This window comes from Pseudomonas sp. S3E12, assembly GCF_001702295.1.
Classification (GTDB): Bacteria; Pseudomonadota; Gammaproteobacteria; order Pseudomonadales; family Pseudomonadaceae; genus Aquipseudomonas; species Aquipseudomonas marginalis.
On record NZ_MBDT01000005.1, the window covers coordinates 895188 to 913272 of the forward strand.

Consider the following 18085-nt stretch of genomic DNA (forward strand, 5'->3'; position numbering starts at 1 on the left):
TGTGTATGAGGGCGGGAACCAAGCTGGCGGCAAGCCTGGTGTTGCTGGCGTTGAGCATGCCTGCGTGGTGCGCGAAGAAAGTCGACCTGGATTATCACGTCAAGCTGCTGCCCCAGAGCGATCAGGCCGAGGTGCGGGTGAGCCTGTCTCAGGGCTCGGCGGTGCGCAGCCTGAACTTCGACCTGGGCCGCACTGGCGACTACAGCGACTTCAAGGCCGATGGCCAGTGGAGCGTCAATGACCACCGCGGCCTCTGGCAACCCAGCGCCAACAAGGCCAGCCTGACCTATCGGGTGCGCCTGAGCCACGCGCGCAAACCGGGTATTTACGAAGCGCGGATGACCCCGAGCTGGGCGCTGTTTCGCGGCGAAGACCTGGTGCCGCCCGCACGCCTCGACCAGCAGGACGGCGTCGAACTGGTCTCGCGCCTGGTGTTCGAACTGCCGGCCGGCTGGAAAAGCATCGAAACCGCCTGGCCGCGCATCGGCAAGAACAAGTTCCGCATCGACAACGTCTCGCGCCTGTTTGACCGGCCCACCGGCTGGATGCTCGCCGGCACCCTGGGCAGCCGCCGCGTGCGCCTGGGCGAGACCGAAGTGACCATCGCCTCGCCCAAGGGGCAAGCCATGCGGCGGATGGATGTGCTGACACTGCTGACCTTTGTCTGGCCGCAGGTGGAAGCGGCGTTCCCACGTCATCCGGCCAAGCTGCTGGTGGTGGGCGCCAGCGATCCGATGCGCCGTGGTGCGGTCTCGGCGCGCGACTCGATCTACCTCAACAGCCGCACACCGCTGGTCAGCGAGAACGGCAGCAGCCCGTTGATCCGTGAAGTGGTGCAGGCGATTGGCCGCTTCAACGACCACGACACCAGCGACTGGATCAGCGAGGGGCTGGCGGAGTACTACGCCATTGAACTGGTGCGCCGTGCCGGCGGGGTGACCGATGAGCGGTACCAGGCGATACAGGCGCGCTTGGCCAGGGATGGCAAGGACGTGACCAGCCTGCGCGGCGACCACGTCAGCGGCGCGACGGTGTCACGGGCGGTGGTGGTGTTGCAGGAGCTGGATCGCGAGATCCGCGTAAAGACTCACAACAAGCGCTCCCTGGATGATCTCGCGCAGGCGGTGATGCGCGCCAACAGCATCACCACCGCGGAGTTTGTGCAGTTGGCCGAGAGCATCATCGGCGAGTCGTCGGTGGTACTGGACAGCAAGCTGCTGCGCTGAGCCCTCGCCATACACAAAACAAAAGGTGGGAGGGGGCAAGCTCTAATGCCATGTAGGAGCGAGCTTGCTCGCTCCTACATGATGGCATTAGGACTTACCCCCTCCCACATTTGAATCTAACCAGTGGTTTTAACCGCCTTCTCAGCCGCCACTTCCGCCTTGGTCTTCAGGTTTTTCAGCTCTGCACCGGCACGTTCGATCTTCGTGCGCACGCTGTTCATTTCCTGGCGGCCCTGTTCCAGCTTGTCTTTAAGCGCGCTATGCCCGGTAAAGCCGCGCGCCAGGGCCACGCCGCCGATCGCCACCTGAATCAGGCCGAAAATCCCGCCACGGCGCAGGCCTTTGCCCACCATCATCACGCCACCGGCCACCGAGCCGATACGTTCCCAGCCGTGCACGTTCTGGGTGGGCTGATTCTGGAAGGGGGTGTGTTCGATGATAGGTCGCAAGGTTGTGCTGTCGCTCATGATCTGTCTCCAACAAGGTCAAGTGTATGCAGCTGACTGCGCGCAGGCGCCGGATGTTCCCAAAAGATCAGTACTTGGGGCCCGAACGGGTGTTGTTGCCCTTGGCCATGCGGTCGTAGAGCACCACGTTGACGGTGGCGGCCAGGTTCATGCAGCCGGTGGTGGGGATGTACACGACGTCTTCGCACCAGTCGCGGATGTCTTTATCCAGGGACCCGTCTTCAGGGCCGAAGATATACAGCGCGCGGTCGGGGTGCGTGTATTCGGGCAGCGGTCGGGCACCGTCCACCAGCTCCACGGCGACCGGGATGCACCCCAGGGGCAGGATCTTCTTCAGGTCATCGATGCCGATCAGCGGAATATCGTGGTGGACCTTCTTGGTGTCGGTGATGAAGTCCCGGGCGCGCTCGTAGCGCACGCCGGTGTAGAACACCGAGGCCACGCCGTAGCAGCCGGCGGCACGCATGACCGAGCCAACGTTTTCGGGGGATTTGGGGTTATACAGACCGATGCAGCTGTAGCGTTTATTGCCCACGGGGAAGGGTGCCTTGGAGAAAAGCGGCGATTATACGGCCTGAAGCTGGTGTATTGCTTGGGGTAACGCTATCGGGAGCAAGCCCCCTCCCACATTTGAAAGTGTTCGCAACTCGAAATGTGGGAGGGGGCTTGCTCCCGATGAGGCCAGGACAGGCAACGACACTCTTCAGTCGTCTTTCTTCATCAACCCCGCCAACGCCGCAAACGGGTTATGCGTGGCCTTGGCGATCGTCGGGCTGCTGGTGGAGCCTTCGCCGAAGTACTGCTGGTCGGTGTAGCGCGAATGTTCGTTGTCGTGGCAGTACAGGCACAGCAACTCCCAGTTCGAGCCATCCTGGGGATTGTCATCATGATTGTGGTTACGGTGGTGTACGGTAAGTTCGCTCAAGCGCTTGCCGGCGAACTCACGGGCGCAGCGGCCGCACACGTGGGGGTACATCTTCAGGGCTTTGTCGCGGTAGCCCATTTCCCGGTCGCGCTGGGCATCGGCAAGGATGCGGTCCAGCTTGGCGGTGTGGGAGGGCGGGTTGGTCGAGCTCATCATGGCTCCTGGCTGTTTGGTGGTCACGGATAGCGTTGATTCTAGCCGCTTGCGTCGCAAATGACCGCTGGGATCGATTTACTTTACTCATAAGGATCTGAAAAACATGCGTCTGCTTTCATGGACTGTTGCACTGCTACTGTGTGTCGTTACCCTCCAGGCCCAGGCGTTCTCGACGCCCAAGCCCGGGCAAGTGATCGAAGTTGCCCTTGAACAATTGCATCCGACCCAGGCGGTGGTGGGCTTCGACCAGATCTACTACAGCCTGGGCCTGTTCGCCGACAAACCCGCCAAGGTCTTCGATGAATACTGCGAAACCAACGGCCAGGGCGAGGCCGACAAGGTGCCCAGCAAGGCTGACCTGCACCAGCCCGACAGCTTCACCTGCAAGGACCCGGTGGGCACCCACCCCGAGGACATGAAAACCGTGGTGGTCGGCCCCGCCGGCCAACTGTACCTGACCGACGGTCACCACAGTTTCACCACCTTGTGGGAAGTGCCCGGCGGCGGCCCGCGCTTGAAGATGTGGGTCAAGGTCACCGACGACTTCAGCAACAGCCCGAACATGGCGAGCTTCTGGCAGCGCATGGAAGCGGCCCGCAAGGTCTGGCTCAAGGACAACCAGGGCCAGGCCCTGCCGCCGGAACAACTACCGGCGCACCTGGGCTTCAAGAACCTGCAGGACGACACCTTCCGCAGCCTGGTGTATTTCACCCGCAAGGCCGCCTATGGCAAGCCGGATGGCGGCGAGATCGCACCGGAGTTCCTGGAGTTCTATTGGGGTAACTGGCTGCGCACGCAGGTTGATCTGCGCCAGTACAACCTGAACAAGAAAGGCGGCTACAAGGACGCTATCGAAGCGGTCGCCAAGCGCATGGTCAGCCTGGCGCCGGGCTCACAGGTGGGTGACAGCGGTTTCACCGCCCATCAACTGGGCGGCATGACCCGGCTGGACCGCGATGAGCTGGAGAAGACCTTCGACAAAAAAGTGCCGTACGTGATCGACTACCGCAAATCCCACAACTGACAGGGATCAACATGTGGGAGGGGCGTCTTGGGAAGCGTGCTCAGCCCTTGAGCTTCTCCGCAATCCAGATGGTGTGCCGGGTGCCCTTGTTGCCATGGGCAAATACCTGCACTTCCTCCGCCTTGAAACCGGCCTTGCGCAGTTTGTCGCTGAACACTTTGTCGGCGCTGGCGGACCATACCGCCAGCACGCCCTTGGGCCGCAGGGCCTTGGCGCAGGCAGCCAGGCCACCGGCGGAATAGAGCCAGCTGTTGGCCTTCTGCGTCAGGCCTTCGGGGCCGTTGTCGACGTCGAGCATGATCGCGTCAAAGCCCTGGGGCTCGGCCTGCAGCACCTTGGCCACGTCTTCCATGCGGATCACCGTGCGCGGGTCCAGCAGTGGGCGGCCGGACTTTTCCCCCAGGGGCCCACGATTCCACTCCACGACACCGGGCACCAGTTCCGCCACCACCACTTCGGCGCTCTTGCCCAGGTGCTTGAGCGCCGACGCCAGGGTAAAGCCCATGCCCAACCCGCCGATCAATACCCGTGAGCCCGGGCGCCCCGCGACCTTGCGGCAAGGGATTTCCGCCAGCGCGTCTTCGGAACCGTGCATGCGCGTGTTCATCAACTGGCCGCCGTCACCGCCCTGAATCTTGATGACAAAGTCTTCACCGTATTCGAACAGGCACAAGGCACCGCCGTTGTCGGGGATCGGGGTGGTGTCCAGCAGAACGAAACGTTTCATGGAAATCTCATTGGGAAGGGCATTCTTGCGCGGTTGGGAGTAGCCTTACGACATTCCGGTCAGGCCATGGAGCCATCGATGAAGTGCAGCATTCTAACGGTCATTGTGTTGAGCGCGCTCGCATTGGGTGCGGCGCAGGCTCAGGAGTTGCAAACCGTACCGGTGGCGCCGGCACCTAGCCCCGGCGCACCGGGCACGCCAACGCCGACGCTGTATCCGCAGATCACCCCGCCGGCCGTGCCGAAGACGAACGGTTCACCGCCGTTGGTGCCCATCGTGTTGCCGACACCGCCGAAGGACCAGACGGTGCCCGGCCTGCAGCAGAACGACAGCAAGCCGAAGACGCCAGGCGGTTAAAACTGTTGGGAGAGTAATTGCCCATCGGCCATGCGCAGGCGCTTGGACAACGCGATGGCGATTGCGCGGATGATCTTCGCCGCCACACGCGGCGTTTCATTGAGCATCTTTTCCAGGGCGTCCTTGCCCAGGTTCAACAACACGCAGTCGCTGGCGGCCACGCAACTGGCGGAGCGCCGCTCGCCGTCAAGCACGGCCATCTCCCCAAAGGCCCGGCCGCTGCGCAGGGTGGCAATGGTCAGGCGCTGGCCGGTGTGGTTGGTTTTCTGCACCGCCACCTGGCCGCTGTGGATGATGCACATGAAGGTGCCGGCATCGCCCTCGAGGAAAATCGCCTCGCCCTCGGCAATGCTGCTGATGTTGAAGTAGCCGGCGGCGACGTAGAAGTCTTCCGGCAACAACGGGTCGAACAGGCCGCAGTCCATGAGCATGTCGCGGATTTCGGTATTCATTAAAGTCGGGAGTGCCATGGCTGCAATCTTGGTCCATCAATCAGGAGGCGGTCTGAATGTTCAGACACGACCGCCCCGCTAAGTTCCTTAAACCAGCCCCAGCGCCTTGAACACAAATGCATATTCGAGTGCTACGTCACGTAATCCCTGGTAGCGACCGCTCATCCCGCCATGGCCGGCACCCAGTTCGGTCTTGAGCAACAGCAGGTTGTCGTCCGTCTTGGTCGCGCGCAACTTGGCCACCCACTTGGCCGCTTCCCAGTACTGCACGCGGCTGTCGTTGTAGCCGGCGATCACCAGCGTGGCCGGGTAGGCCTGGGCGCTGACGTTTTCGTACGGCGCGTAGGCCTTGATGCGTTCATACACCGCAGGCTCTTCGGGGTTGCCCCACTCGTCGTACTCGGTGATGGTCAGCGGCAATTCCGGGTCGAGCATGGTGTTGAGCACGTCGACAAACGGCACTTCGGCAATCGCCGCCTGGAACAACTCCGGACGCTGGTTGAGCACCGCGCCGATCAACAGGCCGCCGGCACTGCCGCCGCTGATGACCAGTTGCCTGGAGGTGGTCAGGCCCTCGGCGATCAGGTGTTCGGCACACGCGATAAAGTCGCTGAAGGTGTTCTGCTTGTGTTCCTGCTTGCCATTGCGATACCAGGCTTCACCCAGTTCGCCACCGCCGCGCACATGCGCAATTGCGAAGGCCACGCCACGGTCCAGCAGGCTCAGGCGCGCATGGGAGAACCACGGGTCGAGGCTTGAGCCATAGGCGCCATAGCCATACAGGTACAACGGTGTCGGCTTGCCGAGCTGGTCGCGCTTGACCACCAGGCTGATCGGCACCTGGGTGCCATCGGCGGAGGTGGCCCACAGGCGCTGGCTGACGTAGTCATCGGCATTGAACACGCCGAGCACCGGGGTTTCCTTGAGCACCTGCTGGGCGCCGCTGGCCAGTTCCAGCTGGCGCACCTGGGCCGGGCGGTTCAGGGCTTCATAGCGCAGGCGGATCTTGTCGCTGACGAATTCCAGGCTGTTTTGCACGTAGAGGCTGTAGGCAGCGTCGGGCAGCTCCACGCGATAGGGCGACAAGCCCTGGGGATGCACTTCGATCACCGGCAGGCCGCCGATGCGCAGGCTCAGGGTCATGGCGCCGGTGTTCAGGCTGACGCCGTCGAGCATCACGTCATCGCTGTGGGGGATCAGGTTCTGCCACTCATCCTCGGTCGGCACGTCGCCAATGTCGGTCGCCACAAACAGGGCGTAGTTGATGCCATCACGGTTGCTGCGGATAAACCAGGTCCACGCGCCATTCAGTTGGCCGTGGTCGACATCGTATTCATGGTCCTCGACCCGTGGCGCCAGGCAGGTGAAGTCCAGGTGCGGCTGGTCGGCATCCAGCGCCCAGACCTCGCTGGTGGTCTTGCTGCCGAGCGAGAGCAGCAACTGGCGCTCGGAGCTGGAACGGTAGCAATGCAGGAAGAAGCGGCCGTCGGGCTCATGGAACACTTCTTGCGCCGCCGTGCCATCCAGGCGGTAGCGATACAGCTTGTGCGGGCGGTGGGTGTCGTCCAGCTCGCCGAAGAACAGGGTCAGGCTGTCATTGGCCCAGGTCATGCTGCCGTCGCAATCCTGGAACTCCAGTTCGCTGACTTTGCCCGTGGCCAATTCCTTCACGAACAGGGTGTAGATCTCTTCGCCACTGGTATCGAGGCTGTAGGCCAGGCGCTGGTGGTCGGGGCTGATGCTGAATGCGCCGAGGGAAAAGAAGCCGCCGTTGGCCAGCACGTTCGGGTCCAGCAACAGCTCTTCGCTGCTGTCGTCCACCTGGTTGCCGTCGCCGGCCGGGCGGCGGCAGCGGTAGTGGCGGGCGTATTCGTCACCGGCGGTGGTGCGCGTGTAATACAGGTACGGGCCCCAGGGGGAGGGCAGGGACAGGTCGGTTTCGAGGATGCGGCCCTTGATCTCCTCGAACAGGGTTTCGCGCAGGGCCTGCTGGTCGGCGAGCCGGGCTTCCTGGAAGGCATTTTCGGCCTTCAGGTAATCAAGGACCTCAACGCTGTCGCGCTCTTGCAGCCAGGCGTACGGGTCCTGGCCTGGGGCTTTACGGGCAATCGGGGCGGTCGATGAAGGCATGGAGCACTCTCTGTCTGGCGGAAGGTGGCAGGCATTGCAGCCGCGACACGCAAAAGCCGTTATCATAGCCGCCTGTTTGCCTACCTTGCCATGGACACCATGACCGAGAACGACTATCTGACCGCTTGGGGCCTTTACGCCTTCGCTGCCTTGGGCTGCCTGTTGGTGTGGTGGCGCATGACCCGCTGGATCTGGCGCTGGCTGCGCGAACCGCTGCAATTACTGATGGCCGTGCTGTTGTTGAGCCCGACCATCGTCGACCCGGTCAAGACTCAGTTCGCGCCGGCCGTGGCCATCACGGCCCTGGACCTGGTGCTCAAGGTCGGCAATAACGCCTGGCGGGCGATTTCCGATTTGTTCATGTACACCCTGATCGCCTTTGGTGTGTACCTCGTGTTTGTGCTGATCCGCTGGCCCATCGAGCGCGCCGCCAACGCCCGCCGTGAGCGCAAGGCCGCCACCGACGCTGCCTTGGCCGCCGAGCCTGTTGATGAAGACGACGAGCCGTTCCGTCGTCCTGCACCGGTGAGCGGTATGCGGGTCGAACCGCGCCTTTAACGTTGTCCGCCCTGCAGCGAGAGCCCTGGCATGTGTGAATTATTGGGCATGAGTGCCAACGTCCCCACCGATATCGTGTTCAGCTTTACCGGGCTGATGCAGCGCGGTGGGCGTACCGGCCCCCACCGCGACGGCTGGGGCATCGCCTTCTACGAAGGCCGTGGCCTGCGTCTGTTCCAGGACCCGGCCGCCAGCAGCGAGTCGGAAGTCGCCCTGCTGGTGCAGCGTTACCCCATCAAGAGTGAAGTGGTGATCGGCCATATCCGCCAGGCCAACGTCGGCAAGGTGAGCCTGGCCAACACCCACCCGTTCGTGCGCGAACTGTGGGGCCGCAACTGGTGTTTCGCCCACAACGGCCAACTGGCGGACTTCACCCCCCGCGCCACCTTCTACCGCCCGGTAGGCGATACCGACAGCGAAGCGGCCTTTTGCGACCTGCTCAACCGCGTGCGCGAAGCCTTCCCCGAGCCGGTGGACATCGAACAGATGCTGCCGGACCTGATCGCCGCCTGTGCCGAATATCGCAGCAAAGGCGTGTTCAACTGCCTGCTCAGTGATGGCGACTGGCTGTTTTGCTATTGCTCGACCAAATTGGCGCAGATCACCCGGCGTGCACCGTTTGGCCCGGCGCGCCTCAAAGATGTCGACGTGATCGTCGATTTTCAGGCCGAAACCACCCCCAACGATGTGGTGACGGTGATTGCTACCGAACCGTTGACCGACAACGAAAACTGGACCCGCTACGAACCGGGCCAATGGAGCCTGTGGCGACGCGGTGAATGCGTCAGCCAGGGCGTTACCGAGTAAGGATATCGACCATGTTGCTCAGTTATCTGCGGTTGGTGCTGTTTGCCATTGGCCTGTTGGTCGGCGTGCAAGTGCCGGGGTTTATCAACGACTACGCCAAGCGCGTCGAAGCCCACCTGATCGAGGCCCAGACCGGCCTGAGCGGGTTTGAAACCACCGCGCGGCAGTTCTTCAACGGTGACTTGAAGGCCTTGGTGGCGCATTACCGCGCCAGCGACGATCCGGTGTTCCAGAGCGACGCCAACAGCCTGGGCGCCATGCTTGACCGCCAGGTGGCATTGGACAAGCAATTCCAGGCCATGCAAGGCCCGTGGTACATCCGTGCCCTGCAAGTGGCGGTGGCCGCCGACCCGGATATCCGCCTGGAGACCTGGAACGGCTACAGCTACCAGATCCTGCTGACCCCCGAAGCCATGGGCTGGGGCCTGGGCGGGGCGATGCTGCTGTCGTTTGGCCTGGAGTGCCTGTTCCGGCTGATCGACTGGGTGGTGCTGGGTGGCAAGCGCTTGCGCCAGAGCCGGCCAATCGAAGAGCGGGACCTGAAAGGTCTCTAACCCACACCTCGGTCTAATGTGGGAGGGGGCTTGCCCTAATGCCAGTCAGTTAAGGAGGAACACTGTAACTGTGGTGAGCGGGCTTGCCCCGCGTTGGGCTGCGCAGCAGCCCCAAAACACAGCCCCGGACCTGCCTGGCATACTGCAGCGCTCTTATTGGGGCTGCTGCGCAGCCCAACGCGGGCGGTGCGACGATTCGACAAGCCCGCTCGCCACAGGTTACTGTTTGCCCGTTCTATCTCTTAACTGATCGGCATTATTTGTATCCGGTTTATTCAGTTGCTCAGCAGCATCCGCTCTTCGCCGACTTCCTCGGCATAGCGGCCAACCACCTTCTGACACAGCCCGACAATCTCCTCCACCAATTCCACCCCCACGCGCCACGACACCACCACTTGCAGGTTCGGCAGTTTTTGCGCCATCGGCAACATCACCAATTCGCCACGCGCCAGTTCTTCCCTGACCAACACCGGCGGCAGTGCACCAATCCCGAAGCCATCGCGCAACAACCGGGTAATCGCCGACACCGAGTTCACGCAGTTCATCCGTGGCGCGGCCACGCCGTTGGCCTGCATCAGGCTGATGACGTCCTGGTGCGGGTGGGAGTTTTTCGAGTAGGTGATGATGCGCTCCTGGGCCAGTTCGGCGAGGGAGGCGTAGTCGCGGTTGTAGATCGACTGGCTGGCGACGATCCAGGCCATGGGGTGGCTGGCCAGCTCCAGGCTGCGCACGGTTTCCAGGCGCAGCAGGTCGGTTTGCAGGATCAGGTCGAGAAAGCCTTTTTGCAGCTGATCGCTGAGGTTAAGCGCGGTATCGGCGACCAATTCGATTTCCACCAATGGAAAATGGTCCATCAGTTCCGCCACCAACGGGCTGAGCCAGGTGTGGATCACCGTGTCCATCGCACCGATGCGAATGCGCCCGACCTTGCTGCTGGTGGTTTCCAGGGACTGTTTCAGGCCCTGCATGGTCACCATCATCTGCTCGGCATAATCGAGCACCTTCAAGCCTTCCGGGGTCAGGCTCACGCCCCGGGAGTCACGCAGGAACAGCTTTACCCCCAGCTCGCTTTCCAGCACGGCGATGCGGCTGGAAATCGAGGCCTGGGTGGTGAACAGCTTCTCCGCGGTCAGGCGGAAGCTCTTGAGCTTGGCCACCCAGACGAAGGTTTCGAGGAACTTCAAATTCATGGGATCAACTTTTTCTTATGCATGGATCGGTTTTTATTAGTTGGACGCCGCACCGGGCAAACGCCAAAAATCAGGCTATTCCACGATAAGCGCCGTTGGGGTGTCAGGACAAGTTGCGAGTTCTGCGTAAAAAATCCCACACTACAAAAAAACAAAGCCTACAGGAGCAACCAGCGTGAGCCGTCTGCTATTGAATTGCGACATCGGCGAGAGCTTTGGCAACTGGACCATGGGTCTGGACGCCGAGGTCATGCCGTTCATCGATTGCGCCAACGTGGCCTGCGGCTTTCATGCCGGCGATCCGAGCATCATGCGCAAGACCGTCAGCATGGCCCTCAAGCACGGTGTACAGGTGGGCGCACACCCGGCGTACCAGGACCTGCAAGGCTTCGGCCGCCGCTCCATGACCTACACCCCCCAGGAAATCCAGGACCTGCTGCATTACCAGATCGGCGCCCTCGACGGCATCTGCCGTGCCCAGGGCGGGCGTGTCAGTTACGTCAAGCCCCATGGCGCGATGTACAACGACATGATGGCCAACCCGGCGCAGCTGCGTGCGGTGATCGAGGCCGTGGCCGCGTATGGCGACCTGCCGCTGATGCTGCTGGCGACCCGCGACAACAGCGCGGCCCAGGCATTGGGGGATGAGTACGGGGTGATCCTGTGGTTCGAGGCTTTCGCCGACCGTGCCTACGACGCCAACGGCCATCTGGTTTCCCGTCAATTGCCGGGGGCGGTGCACCATGATCCAGAGGTCATCGTCCAGCAGTCCTTGACCCTTTCCCGTGGCGAACCCCTGACCGCCAGCGATGGCAGCTCGTTGTTGTTGCGCGCCAATACCCTGTGCGTGCATGGCGACAATGCCAGTTCGGTCGCCGCCGTAAAGCGTATCCGCGAGGCATTGAAGCCAGCATGAAGCCGCGGATTGAAGTGGTGGCGATCGACTGCCTGATGGTGCGTCTGTTCGAGGTGATCGCCGAAGCCAATATGCCGTGGATGCTCGCCGCCACCCAGCGCCTGCGCAGCGGTTTTGGCGCGGCCCTGGTGGATCTGGTGCCGTCCTACACCACCTTGATGGTGCATTACGACCTCACGGCGTTGAGCCCGGCCCAGGCGCGGGAATTGATCGACCAGGCGCTGACCGACCTGCAACCCCAGGCCCAGGGCAGCGGCCAGTGCCATGTGCTGCCGGTGTGGTACGACCTGAGTGTCGGCCCTGAACTGACATTGCTGGCCCAGCGCAGTGGCGTGGCTGTCGACGACGTGATCCGCCGCCACAGCGCCCACGAATACCAGGTATTCGCCCTGGGCTTCGCCCCCGGTTTTGCCTTTATGGGGCTGGTGGATGAAATCCTCGCCACCCCGCGCCTGAGCACCCCACGCCAGCGCGTGGCGGCCGGCAGTGTCGGTATCGCCGAGCGACAGACCGCTGCCTATCCGGTGGTGTCCCCTGGTGGCTGGAACCTCATTGGCCGCACGCCGGCCAAGCTGTTTGACCGCGAGCGCGCTGGCTACAGCCTGATGCAGCCCGGTGACACGGTGCGCTTTGAGTCGGTCAGCCACGCTGAATTTATAAACCTGGGTGGCGATGACACGCCGTTGGAGGCGCAGGCATGAGCCGCTTGATCATCGAGGCCAGCACGCCGCTGTGCCTGCTGCAGGACGCCGGTCGTTTTGGCGTGCGCCACCTGGGCGTGACCCAGGGCGGCGCGCTGGATTGGGTGTCGATGTCCTGGGCCAACTGGCTGCTGGGCAATGCGCTGGACGCGCCGGTGGTGGAAATCACCCTCGGTGGCTTTACCGTGCAGGCCGAGGATTATTGCCTGTTGGCGCTGGCCGGGGCGGATCTGGGGGCGTATATCGATGAACGTGCGATCAGCCCCGGGCGCAGTTTTATCCTGCAAAAGGGCCAGCGCCTGCGCTTTACCCAGCCGTTCAGCGGCGCGCGGGCCTACCTGGCGGCCCCCGGCGGGTTTGATGCGCCGGATGTGCTGGGCAGCTGCGCCACGGTGGTACGTGAGGCGCTGGGCGGGCCGGACGGTTTCGGCAAGGCCTTGGCCGAAGGCGGGCGACTGGGCTACTCCGGTACCGGCGGCGGGATGAAAGTGCTGAGCGAACAGGCGTTGCCGGCCAAGGCGCCGCTGGAGGTGATCGTCGGCGCCCAAATTGGCCTGTTCAGCGGCCAGAGCCTGTTCGACGCCTTTAACACCGAGTGGACCCTGGACAGTCGCGCCGACCGCATGGGCATGCGCTTGCTGGGCACGCCGTTGCAGTACCAGGGACCGTCACTGATTTCCGAAGGGATTCCGTTGGGTGGCATCCAGGTGCCGCCGGATGGGCAGCCGATCGTGTTGCTCAATGATCGCCAGACCATCGGTGGCTATCCGCGCCTGGGCGCCTTGACGCCGTTGGCGCTGGCGCGGCTGGCGCAGTGTTTGCCGGGAGAAAAGCTGAGGTTGGTGCCGGTGGTGCAGGATATGGCGCATCGGCAGCATGTGGAGTATCTGCGCCGGTTTTCCCTGTAAAGAAAGCTCCTACGGGAGTGCCAGTGTTTGTCGTCTTCGCGGCTTTAGCGCAGTCATGAAAACCTGAATGGGTTCATCCACTATTCAGGCTTTTCCATGCGCTATTTGAAGATTTTTGCCCAAGATGTACTCGATAACGATGTTCCCGATGTGGTGTACCTGGAATTCTATGACGATTCCAGGACCCCCGCGCTTGTCCATCGAGCCACCGCCTTCGATATCACCGACGACGGCCAGTTCGACTGGATCATTGCGGACGATCTCAATCAGGACGGCATTGTCGACACCGTGGACCGAGAGATGGCCATCGAGTTTGCCCAGCTGTTTCTGGCGTTCGAATGGTTCAGCCTCGACGAACCCTTCGACAAGTACCTGAAGGTATTTGCCGGGGATTTTGATAACAACGGGATTCCCGACACGGTGCGCTTGCACTTTCATCAAGGGGAGGGGGTGCCCCGAGATGAAACCATTGTTTACTCGGCGGCGGTGTACAGCGACGGTAATGGTCGTGGCGCCTCTGTCTCGATCCACCAGGACGTCAACAATGATGGGAAGGTCGACCGTCAGGATTCGGAACTGGTCAAGCGGTTCGCCGCGCTCTTCCTCAAGTTTGCCTGGATCGACCGCGAGCACTGCTGAGTGAGGGACCTGAAGCCGATGTCTTCGGCTACAGGCCTGCCATCACTTGGACAGGAAGCGCATGCCTTCTTCCAACCCGCGCAACGTCAGCGGGTACATCTGATCCTCCACCAACTCCCGCACAATCCCCGTCGACGCGGTATAGCCCCAGGTATCCTTGGGATACGGGTTAATCCAGATCAGCTTCTTGTACTTGGCCATGAAGCGCTGCATCCACACATACCCCGGTTCCTCATTCCAATGCTCGACGCTGCCGCCGGCCTGGGTGATTTCATACGGCGCCATCGATGCGTCGCCGATAAAGATCACTTTGTAATCGGCACCGTACTTGTGCAGCAGGTCCTGGGTGGAGGTGCGCTCGGAGGTGCGGCGCTGGTTGTTCTTCCACACCGACTCGTACACGAAGTTGTGGAAGTAGAAGTACTCCAGGTGCTTGAACTCGGTCTTGCACGCCGAGAACAGTTCTTCGCAGATCTTCACGTGGGCGTCCATCGAGCCGCCGATATCGAACAGCAACAGCAGCTTGATGGTGTTGCGGCGTTCCGGGCGCATCTGGATATTCAACAGCCCCGCATCGCGGGCGGTGTGATCGATGGTGCCGTCGATGTCCAGCTCTTCGGCCGCACCCTGGCGGGCGAACTTGCGCAGGCGGCGCAGGGCGATCTTGATGTTGCGGGTGCCCAGTTCCACCTGGTCGTCGAGGTTCTTGTACTCGCGCTGGTCCCAGACCTTCACGGCCTTGCCCTGGCGCTTGCCGGCGTCGCCGACGCGAATGCCTTCGGGGTTGTAGCCGCCGGAGCCGAACGGGCTGGTACCGCCGGTGCCGATCCATTTATTGCCGCCGGCGTGGCGTTCCTTCTGTTCTTCCAGGCGTTTCTTGAATGCCTCGATCAGCTTGTCGAGGCCGCCGAGGGACTGGATCTGTGCGCGCTCTTCGTCGCTCAGCGAGCGTTCGAACTCCTTGCGCAGCCAGTCTTCGGGGATCAGCGCCTGCAGGTGGTCGTCGAGCTTTTCCAGGCCATTGAAGTAGGCGCTGAAGGCGCGGTCGAACTTGTCGAAATGCCGTTCGTCCTTGACCAGGATCGCCCGGGCCAAGTAGTAGAACTCGTCCATGTCGGCAAAGGTCACGCGCTGTTTCAGCGCGTTGATCAGGTCGAGCAGCTCGCGCACCGACACCGGGACCTTGGCTGCGCGCATTTCATTGAACAGGTTGAGCAACATTATCGATTACCGCGGCGGCTCATGAATGCCAGGCGTTCGAGCAACTGCACGTCTTGCTCGTTCTTGACCAAGGCACCGGCCAGGGGCGGGATGGCTTTGGTGGGGTCGCGCTCGCGCAGCACCGCTTCGCCGATATTGTCGGCCATCAGCAGCTTGAGCCAGTCGACCAGCTCGGAGGTGGACGGTTTTTTCTTCAGACCGGGGACTTTGCGCACGTCGAAAAACACATCCAGCGCCTCGCTGACCAGCTCCTTCTTGATGTCCGGGTAGTGCACGTCGACGATTTTTTGCAGGGTGGTGCGGTCGGGGAAGGCGATGTAGTGGAAGAAGCAGCGGCGCAGGAACGCGTCCGGCAGCTCTTTTTCGTTGTTGGAGGTAATGATGATGATCGGGCGCTTCCGGGCCTTGATGGTCTCGTCGATTTCGTAGACGTAGAACTCCATCTTGTCGAGTTCCTGCAGCAGGTCGTTGGGGAACTCGATGTCGGCCTTGTCGATTTCATCGATCAGCAGGATCACCCGCTCCTCGGACTCGAATGCTTCCCAGAGCTTGCCCTTCTTGAGGTAGTTGCGCACGTCGTGCACCTTGTCCACTCCCAGTTGCGAGTCGCGCAGGCGGCTGACCGCGTCGTACTCGTACAGGCCCTGGTGGGCCTTGGTGGTGGACTTGATGTGCCAGGTAATCAGCTTGGCGCCGAAGGACTCGGCCAGTTGTTCGGCGAGCATGGTCTTGCCGGTGCCGGGCTCACCCTTGACCAGCAGTGGGCGCTCCAGGGTGATGGCAGCGTTGACGGCCAGTTTCAGGTCATCGGTGGCAACGTAGGCCTGGGTGCCTTCGAACTTCATCGGTCATTCCTCGAATTCATCAATGCCCGGACTATACCGCGCGGCCCCGGCGACTGTGAACGCAGACGGGTTATTCAGTCTCTGAATGACCGGTCACGGCTCAATCCGCCGAAGGCTTGGGCTGTTCATAGCGCGCATTGAACGCCTGGATAAAACCATTACGCAAAATCGCCAAAAATGCGGAGAACGCGCTGACATTTTGCTGATGCACGCTGCCGCTGAGTTCCACGCGGGTGGCGAACTGGTTCTTTGCCTGGTTCTTCAATACGGTCTCGCTGGCGCCCACCACGGCCTCCCAGATCGAACGAAAGATGTTCTTGTCCTTGTTCTCCACGTCCTGCTGCCAGTCGAAGACTTCCACGTCGCGCAGCAGCGGCTTGATGTACCCGGTCAACTGGCCTTTTTCCGCCTGGGCTTCGATCACCACATCCCCGGTGCCGGCCTTGAAGTCGAACTTGCCATAGGCCGCGGCGAAGTCGTTCATGCGCTTGAGCTGCAAGTCCCTGGCGCGGAAGCGAAACTCGAAGTTCTCGAAATTGCTCAGCGGGTCGAAGGTGGCGGTGGCTTCCAGCGGGGCCTGGCCTTGCAGCAGGGCCTTGCCGTCGAAGCGCGCGTCGCGCCGGCCTTTGACGTCGACCACATTGGTCAGGTTGTAGAAGCTGGCGTTGACGCCGGTCGCGTCGATCTTCACCACGGGTTTGGAGCTGAAGTTGTGGAAGGCGATCTTGCCGTCTTCAATGCGCACTTCGTCGAGGGTGATGGGGGCCAGCTTACTCAACTGCTCGCGCCAGTCGGTACCCTTACCGGTCTGGGAGGCTTGCTTGTTGGCGCCGCCGTCGACGAAGTTAACCTCGGGCTTGATAAACAGCACTTTGGCCACCACCGCGTGGTCGTACCAGAGAGAGTGCCAGCTCACCGCCAGGTCGATCAGCGGCGCCTTGACGAACGGGACGGGCACCTTGCCGTCGACCTTGACGATCTCCAGGCCGTTGATCCGGTACGCACCCCGCCACAGCGCGAGGTCCACGTCGGTCACCTGGCCGCGGTAATCGCCCATGTCGGCGAGCTTGTCATTCAGGTAGTTACGCACCAGGTAGGGGAGCGCGATGCTCACGGCGACCAGGACCACCAGCAATCCGGCAATGGTCCATAGTGGCCAGCTGTAGCGACGTTTCATGGGGAGAGTCCTCTGTCCATACTGGTGCGGTGGACCCCAGCGGCAGGCGCAACGTTCCTTCGACTGGACGCTTTGCAGCACGAGGCATACCCTTGGAGCCTTTCTGAAAACCGCCTAATAGGACCCGCCATGAGCCGCATTTTTGCAGACAACGCGCACTCCATCGGTAACACGCCCCTGGTTCAGATCAACCGTATCGCACCGCGTGGCGTGACCATTCTGGCCAAGATCGAAGGGCGTAACCCAGGCTATTCGGTGAAGTGCCGCATTGGCGCAAACATGATCTGGGACGCCGAAAGTACCGGCAAACTCAAGCCGGGCATGACCATCGTTGAACCGACTTCCGGCAATACCGGTATCGGCCTGGCGTTTGTCGCCGCCGCCCGTGGCTACAAGTTGCTGCTGACCATGCCGGCGTCCATGAGTATCGAACGCCGCAAGGTGCTCAAGGCCCTCGGCGCCGAATTGGTCCTGACCGAGCCGGCCAAGGGCATGAAGGGCGCCATCGACAAGGCCGGCGAAATCGTTGCCAGTGACCCGGCCACCTACTTTATGCCGGCCCAGTTCGAAAACCCGGCCAACCCGGCCATCCACGAAAAAACCACCGGCCCGGAAATCTGGAACGACACCGATGGCGCCGTGGACGTGCTGGTGGCGGGCGTGGGCACCGGTGGCACCATCACCGGCGTGTCGCGCTACATTAAGAACACGGCGGGCAAGCCGATCCTGTCGGTGGCTGTCGAGCCGATGGTGTCGCCGGTGATCACCCAGGCCCTGGCCGGTGCCGAGATCAAGCCCAGCCCCCACAAGATCCAGGGGATTGGCGCCGGGTTCGTGCCGAAAAACCTCGACCTGTCGATGGTCGACCGCGTGGAACTGGTGACCGACGACGAATCCAAGGCCATGGCCCTGCGCCTGATGCAGGAAGAGGGCATCCTGTGCGGTATTTCCTGCGGTGCCGCCATGGCCGTGGCCGTGCGCCTGGCCGAGAAGCCGGAAATGCAGGGCAAGACCATTGTGGTGATCCTGCCGGACTCCGGTGAACGCTACCTGTCGAGCATGCTGTTCAGCGATTTGTTTACCGAGCAGGAAAACCAGGCTTGAT

21 protein-coding genes are annotated in these 18085 nt (G+C 62.1%); 11 read left to right on the forward strand and 10 right to left on the reverse strand.

Translation table 11 applies throughout. From position 1 onward, the window contains the following. Window positions 1-5 precede the first annotated feature (5 nt). On the forward strand, window positions 6-1226 hold the full coding sequence (locus BB029_RS08960) for a hypothetical protein (protein WP_065938926.1): 1221 nt from the start codon (window positions 6-8) through the stop codon (window positions 1224-1226). Window positions 1227-1342: 116 nt separating this feature from the next. Here the strand turns inward: BB029_RS08960 and BB029_RS08965 are convergent, their stop codons facing one another. The 3 genes from BB029_RS08965 to BB029_RS08975 all read right to left on the reverse strand — a co-directional run bounded on the left by BB029_RS08965 (window position 1343) and on the right by BB029_RS08975 (window position 2771). Next, a complete protein-coding gene (locus tag BB029_RS08965; protein ID WP_027604272.1) occupies window positions 1343-1693 on the reverse strand; it encodes a DUF2892 domain-containing protein in 351 nt (116 codons plus the stop codon). A 67-nt stretch (window positions 1694-1760) separates the two neighbouring features. After that, the gene (locus BB029_RS08970; RefSeq protein WP_065938927.1) at window positions 1761-2228 is read right to left on the reverse strand and encodes an RNA methyltransferase; all 468 of its coding nucleotides are present in this window, start codon (window positions 2226-2228) and stop codon (window positions 1761-1763) included. A gap of 168 nt (window positions 2229-2396) precedes the next feature. Then, entirely contained in the window at window positions 2397-2771 is a 375-nt protein-coding gene (locus BB029_RS08975; RefSeq protein ID WP_003210675.1) for a YajD family HNH nuclease, read from the reverse strand. 106 nt (window positions 2772-2877) lie between these two features. On the opposite strand from BB029_RS08975, the gene BB029_RS08980 reads away from it, so the two are divergent. Beyond that, a complete protein-coding gene (locus tag BB029_RS08980) occupies window positions 2878-3798 on the forward strand; it encodes a ParB/Srx family N-terminal domain-containing protein (RefSeq protein WP_065938928.1) in 921 nt (306 codons plus the stop codon). 40 nt (window positions 3799-3838) lie between these two features. Here the strand turns inward: BB029_RS08980 and BB029_RS08985 are convergent, their stop codons facing one another. Continuing rightward, on the reverse strand, window positions 3839-4525 hold the full coding sequence (locus BB029_RS08985) for a spermidine synthase (protein WP_065938929.1): 687 nt from the start codon (window positions 4523-4525) through the stop codon (window positions 3839-3841). A gap of 78 nt (window positions 4526-4603) precedes the next feature. Between BB029_RS08985 and BB029_RS08990 the strand changes: the two genes are divergently transcribed. Then, window positions 4604-4882, forward strand: a complete 279-nt coding sequence (locus BB029_RS08990) for a hypothetical protein (RefSeq protein ID WP_027604268.1) — start codon at window positions 4604-4606, stop codon at window positions 4880-4882. On the opposite strand, the gene BB029_RS08995 is transcribed toward BB029_RS08990, so the two are convergent. Both BB029_RS08995 and BB029_RS09000 read right to left on the reverse strand, forming a co-directional pair. After that, a complete protein-coding gene (locus BB029_RS08995; RefSeq protein ID WP_065938930.1) occupies window positions 4879-5352 on the reverse strand; it encodes a cyclic nucleotide-binding domain-containing protein in 474 nt (157 codons plus the stop codon). The genes BB029_RS08990 and BB029_RS08995 overlap by 4 nt on opposite strands. A 69-nt stretch (window positions 5353-5421) precedes the next feature. Next, on the reverse strand, window positions 5422-7464 hold the full coding sequence (locus BB029_RS09000; protein WP_065938931.1) for a S9 family peptidase: 2043 nt from the start codon (window positions 7462-7464) through the stop codon (window positions 5422-5424). 24 nt (window positions 7465-7488) lie between these two features. Between BB029_RS09000 and BB029_RS09005 the strand changes: the two genes are divergently transcribed. From BB029_RS09005 to BB029_RS09015, 3 genes are read left to right on the forward strand one after another with little or no spacing between them, the layout of a single operon-like run. Next, a complete protein-coding gene (locus BB029_RS09005) occupies window positions 7489-8022 on the forward strand; it encodes a hypothetical protein (protein ID WP_027604265.1) in 534 nt (177 codons plus the stop codon). 30 nt (window positions 8023-8052) lie between these two features. Next, complete coding sequence (locus BB029_RS09010; protein WP_053136626.1) at window positions 8053-8829, forward strand: class II glutamine amidotransferase; 777 nt, start codon at window positions 8053-8055, stop codon at window positions 8827-8829. Between the two features lie 11 nt (window positions 8830-8840). After that, a complete protein-coding gene (locus BB029_RS09015; RefSeq protein ID WP_027604263.1) occupies window positions 8841-9383 on the forward strand; it encodes a DUF2937 family protein in 543 nt (180 codons plus the stop codon). Between the two features lie 275 nt (window positions 9384-9658). Here the strand turns inward: BB029_RS09015 and BB029_RS09020 are convergent, their stop codons facing one another. Next, the gene (locus BB029_RS09020) at window positions 9659-10573 is read right to left on the reverse strand and encodes a LysR family transcriptional regulator (protein ID WP_065938932.1); all 915 of its coding nucleotides are present in this window, start codon (window positions 10571-10573) and stop codon (window positions 9659-9661) included. A 175-nt stretch (window positions 10574-10748) separates the two neighbouring features. Here BB029_RS09020 and BB029_RS09025 point away from each other — a divergent pair, with 175 nt between their 5' ends. From BB029_RS09025 to BB029_RS09040, 4 genes are all read left to right on the forward strand, one after another. Then, the gene (locus BB029_RS09025) at window positions 10749-11489 is read left to right on the forward strand and encodes a 5-oxoprolinase subunit PxpA (protein ID WP_065938933.1); all 741 of its coding nucleotides are present in this window, start codon (window positions 10749-10751) and stop codon (window positions 11487-11489) included. After that, window positions 11486-12190: a 5-oxoprolinase subunit PxpB gene (gene pxpB, locus BB029_RS09030; RefSeq protein ID WP_065938934.1), complete on the forward strand. Its 705-nt coding sequence runs from the start codon at window positions 11486-11488 to the stop codon at window positions 12188-12190. The genes BB029_RS09025 and pxpB overlap by 4 nt, the downstream gene beginning before the upstream one ends. Next, entirely contained in the window at window positions 12187-13098 is a 912-nt protein-coding gene (locus tag BB029_RS09035) for a biotin-dependent carboxyltransferase family protein (protein WP_065938935.1), read from the forward strand. The genes pxpB and BB029_RS09035 overlap by 4 nt, the downstream gene beginning before the upstream one ends. Before the next feature lie 96 nt (window positions 13099-13194). Then, window positions 13195-13737 (forward strand): hypothetical protein, encoded by a 543-nt coding sequence (locus BB029_RS09040; protein WP_065938936.1) that lies wholly within the window; start codon window positions 13195-13197, stop codon window positions 13735-13737. Window positions 13738-13779: 42 nt separating this feature from the next. On the opposite strand, the gene BB029_RS09045 is transcribed toward BB029_RS09040, so the two are convergent. The 3 genes from BB029_RS09045 to BB029_RS09055 form a co-directional block, all read right to left on the reverse strand. Continuing rightward, on the reverse strand, window positions 13780-14958 hold the full coding sequence (locus tag BB029_RS09045; RefSeq protein WP_024074064.1) for a VWA domain-containing protein: 1179 nt from the start codon (window positions 14956-14958) through the stop codon (window positions 13780-13782). Further along, window positions 14958-15803, reverse strand: a complete 846-nt coding sequence (locus tag BB029_RS09050; RefSeq protein ID WP_065938937.1) for a MoxR family ATPase — start codon at window positions 15801-15803, stop codon at window positions 14958-14960. The genes BB029_RS09045 and BB029_RS09050 overlap by 1 nt, the downstream gene beginning before the upstream one ends. A gap of 100 nt (window positions 15804-15903) precedes the next feature. Next, window positions 15904-16980 carry a DUF748 domain-containing protein gene (locus tag BB029_RS09055; protein WP_065938938.1) on the reverse strand — a complete coding sequence of 359 codons (1077 nt, stop codon included), beginning with the start codon at window positions 16978-16980 and terminating at the stop codon, window positions 15904-15906. Window positions 16981-17109: 129 nt separating this feature from the next. Between BB029_RS09055 and cysK the strand changes: the two genes are divergently transcribed. Then, entirely contained in the window at window positions 17110-18084 is a 975-nt protein-coding gene (gene cysK / locus BB029_RS09060; protein WP_065938939.1) for a cysteine synthase A, read from the forward strand. Window position 18085: the final 1 nt, after the last annotated feature.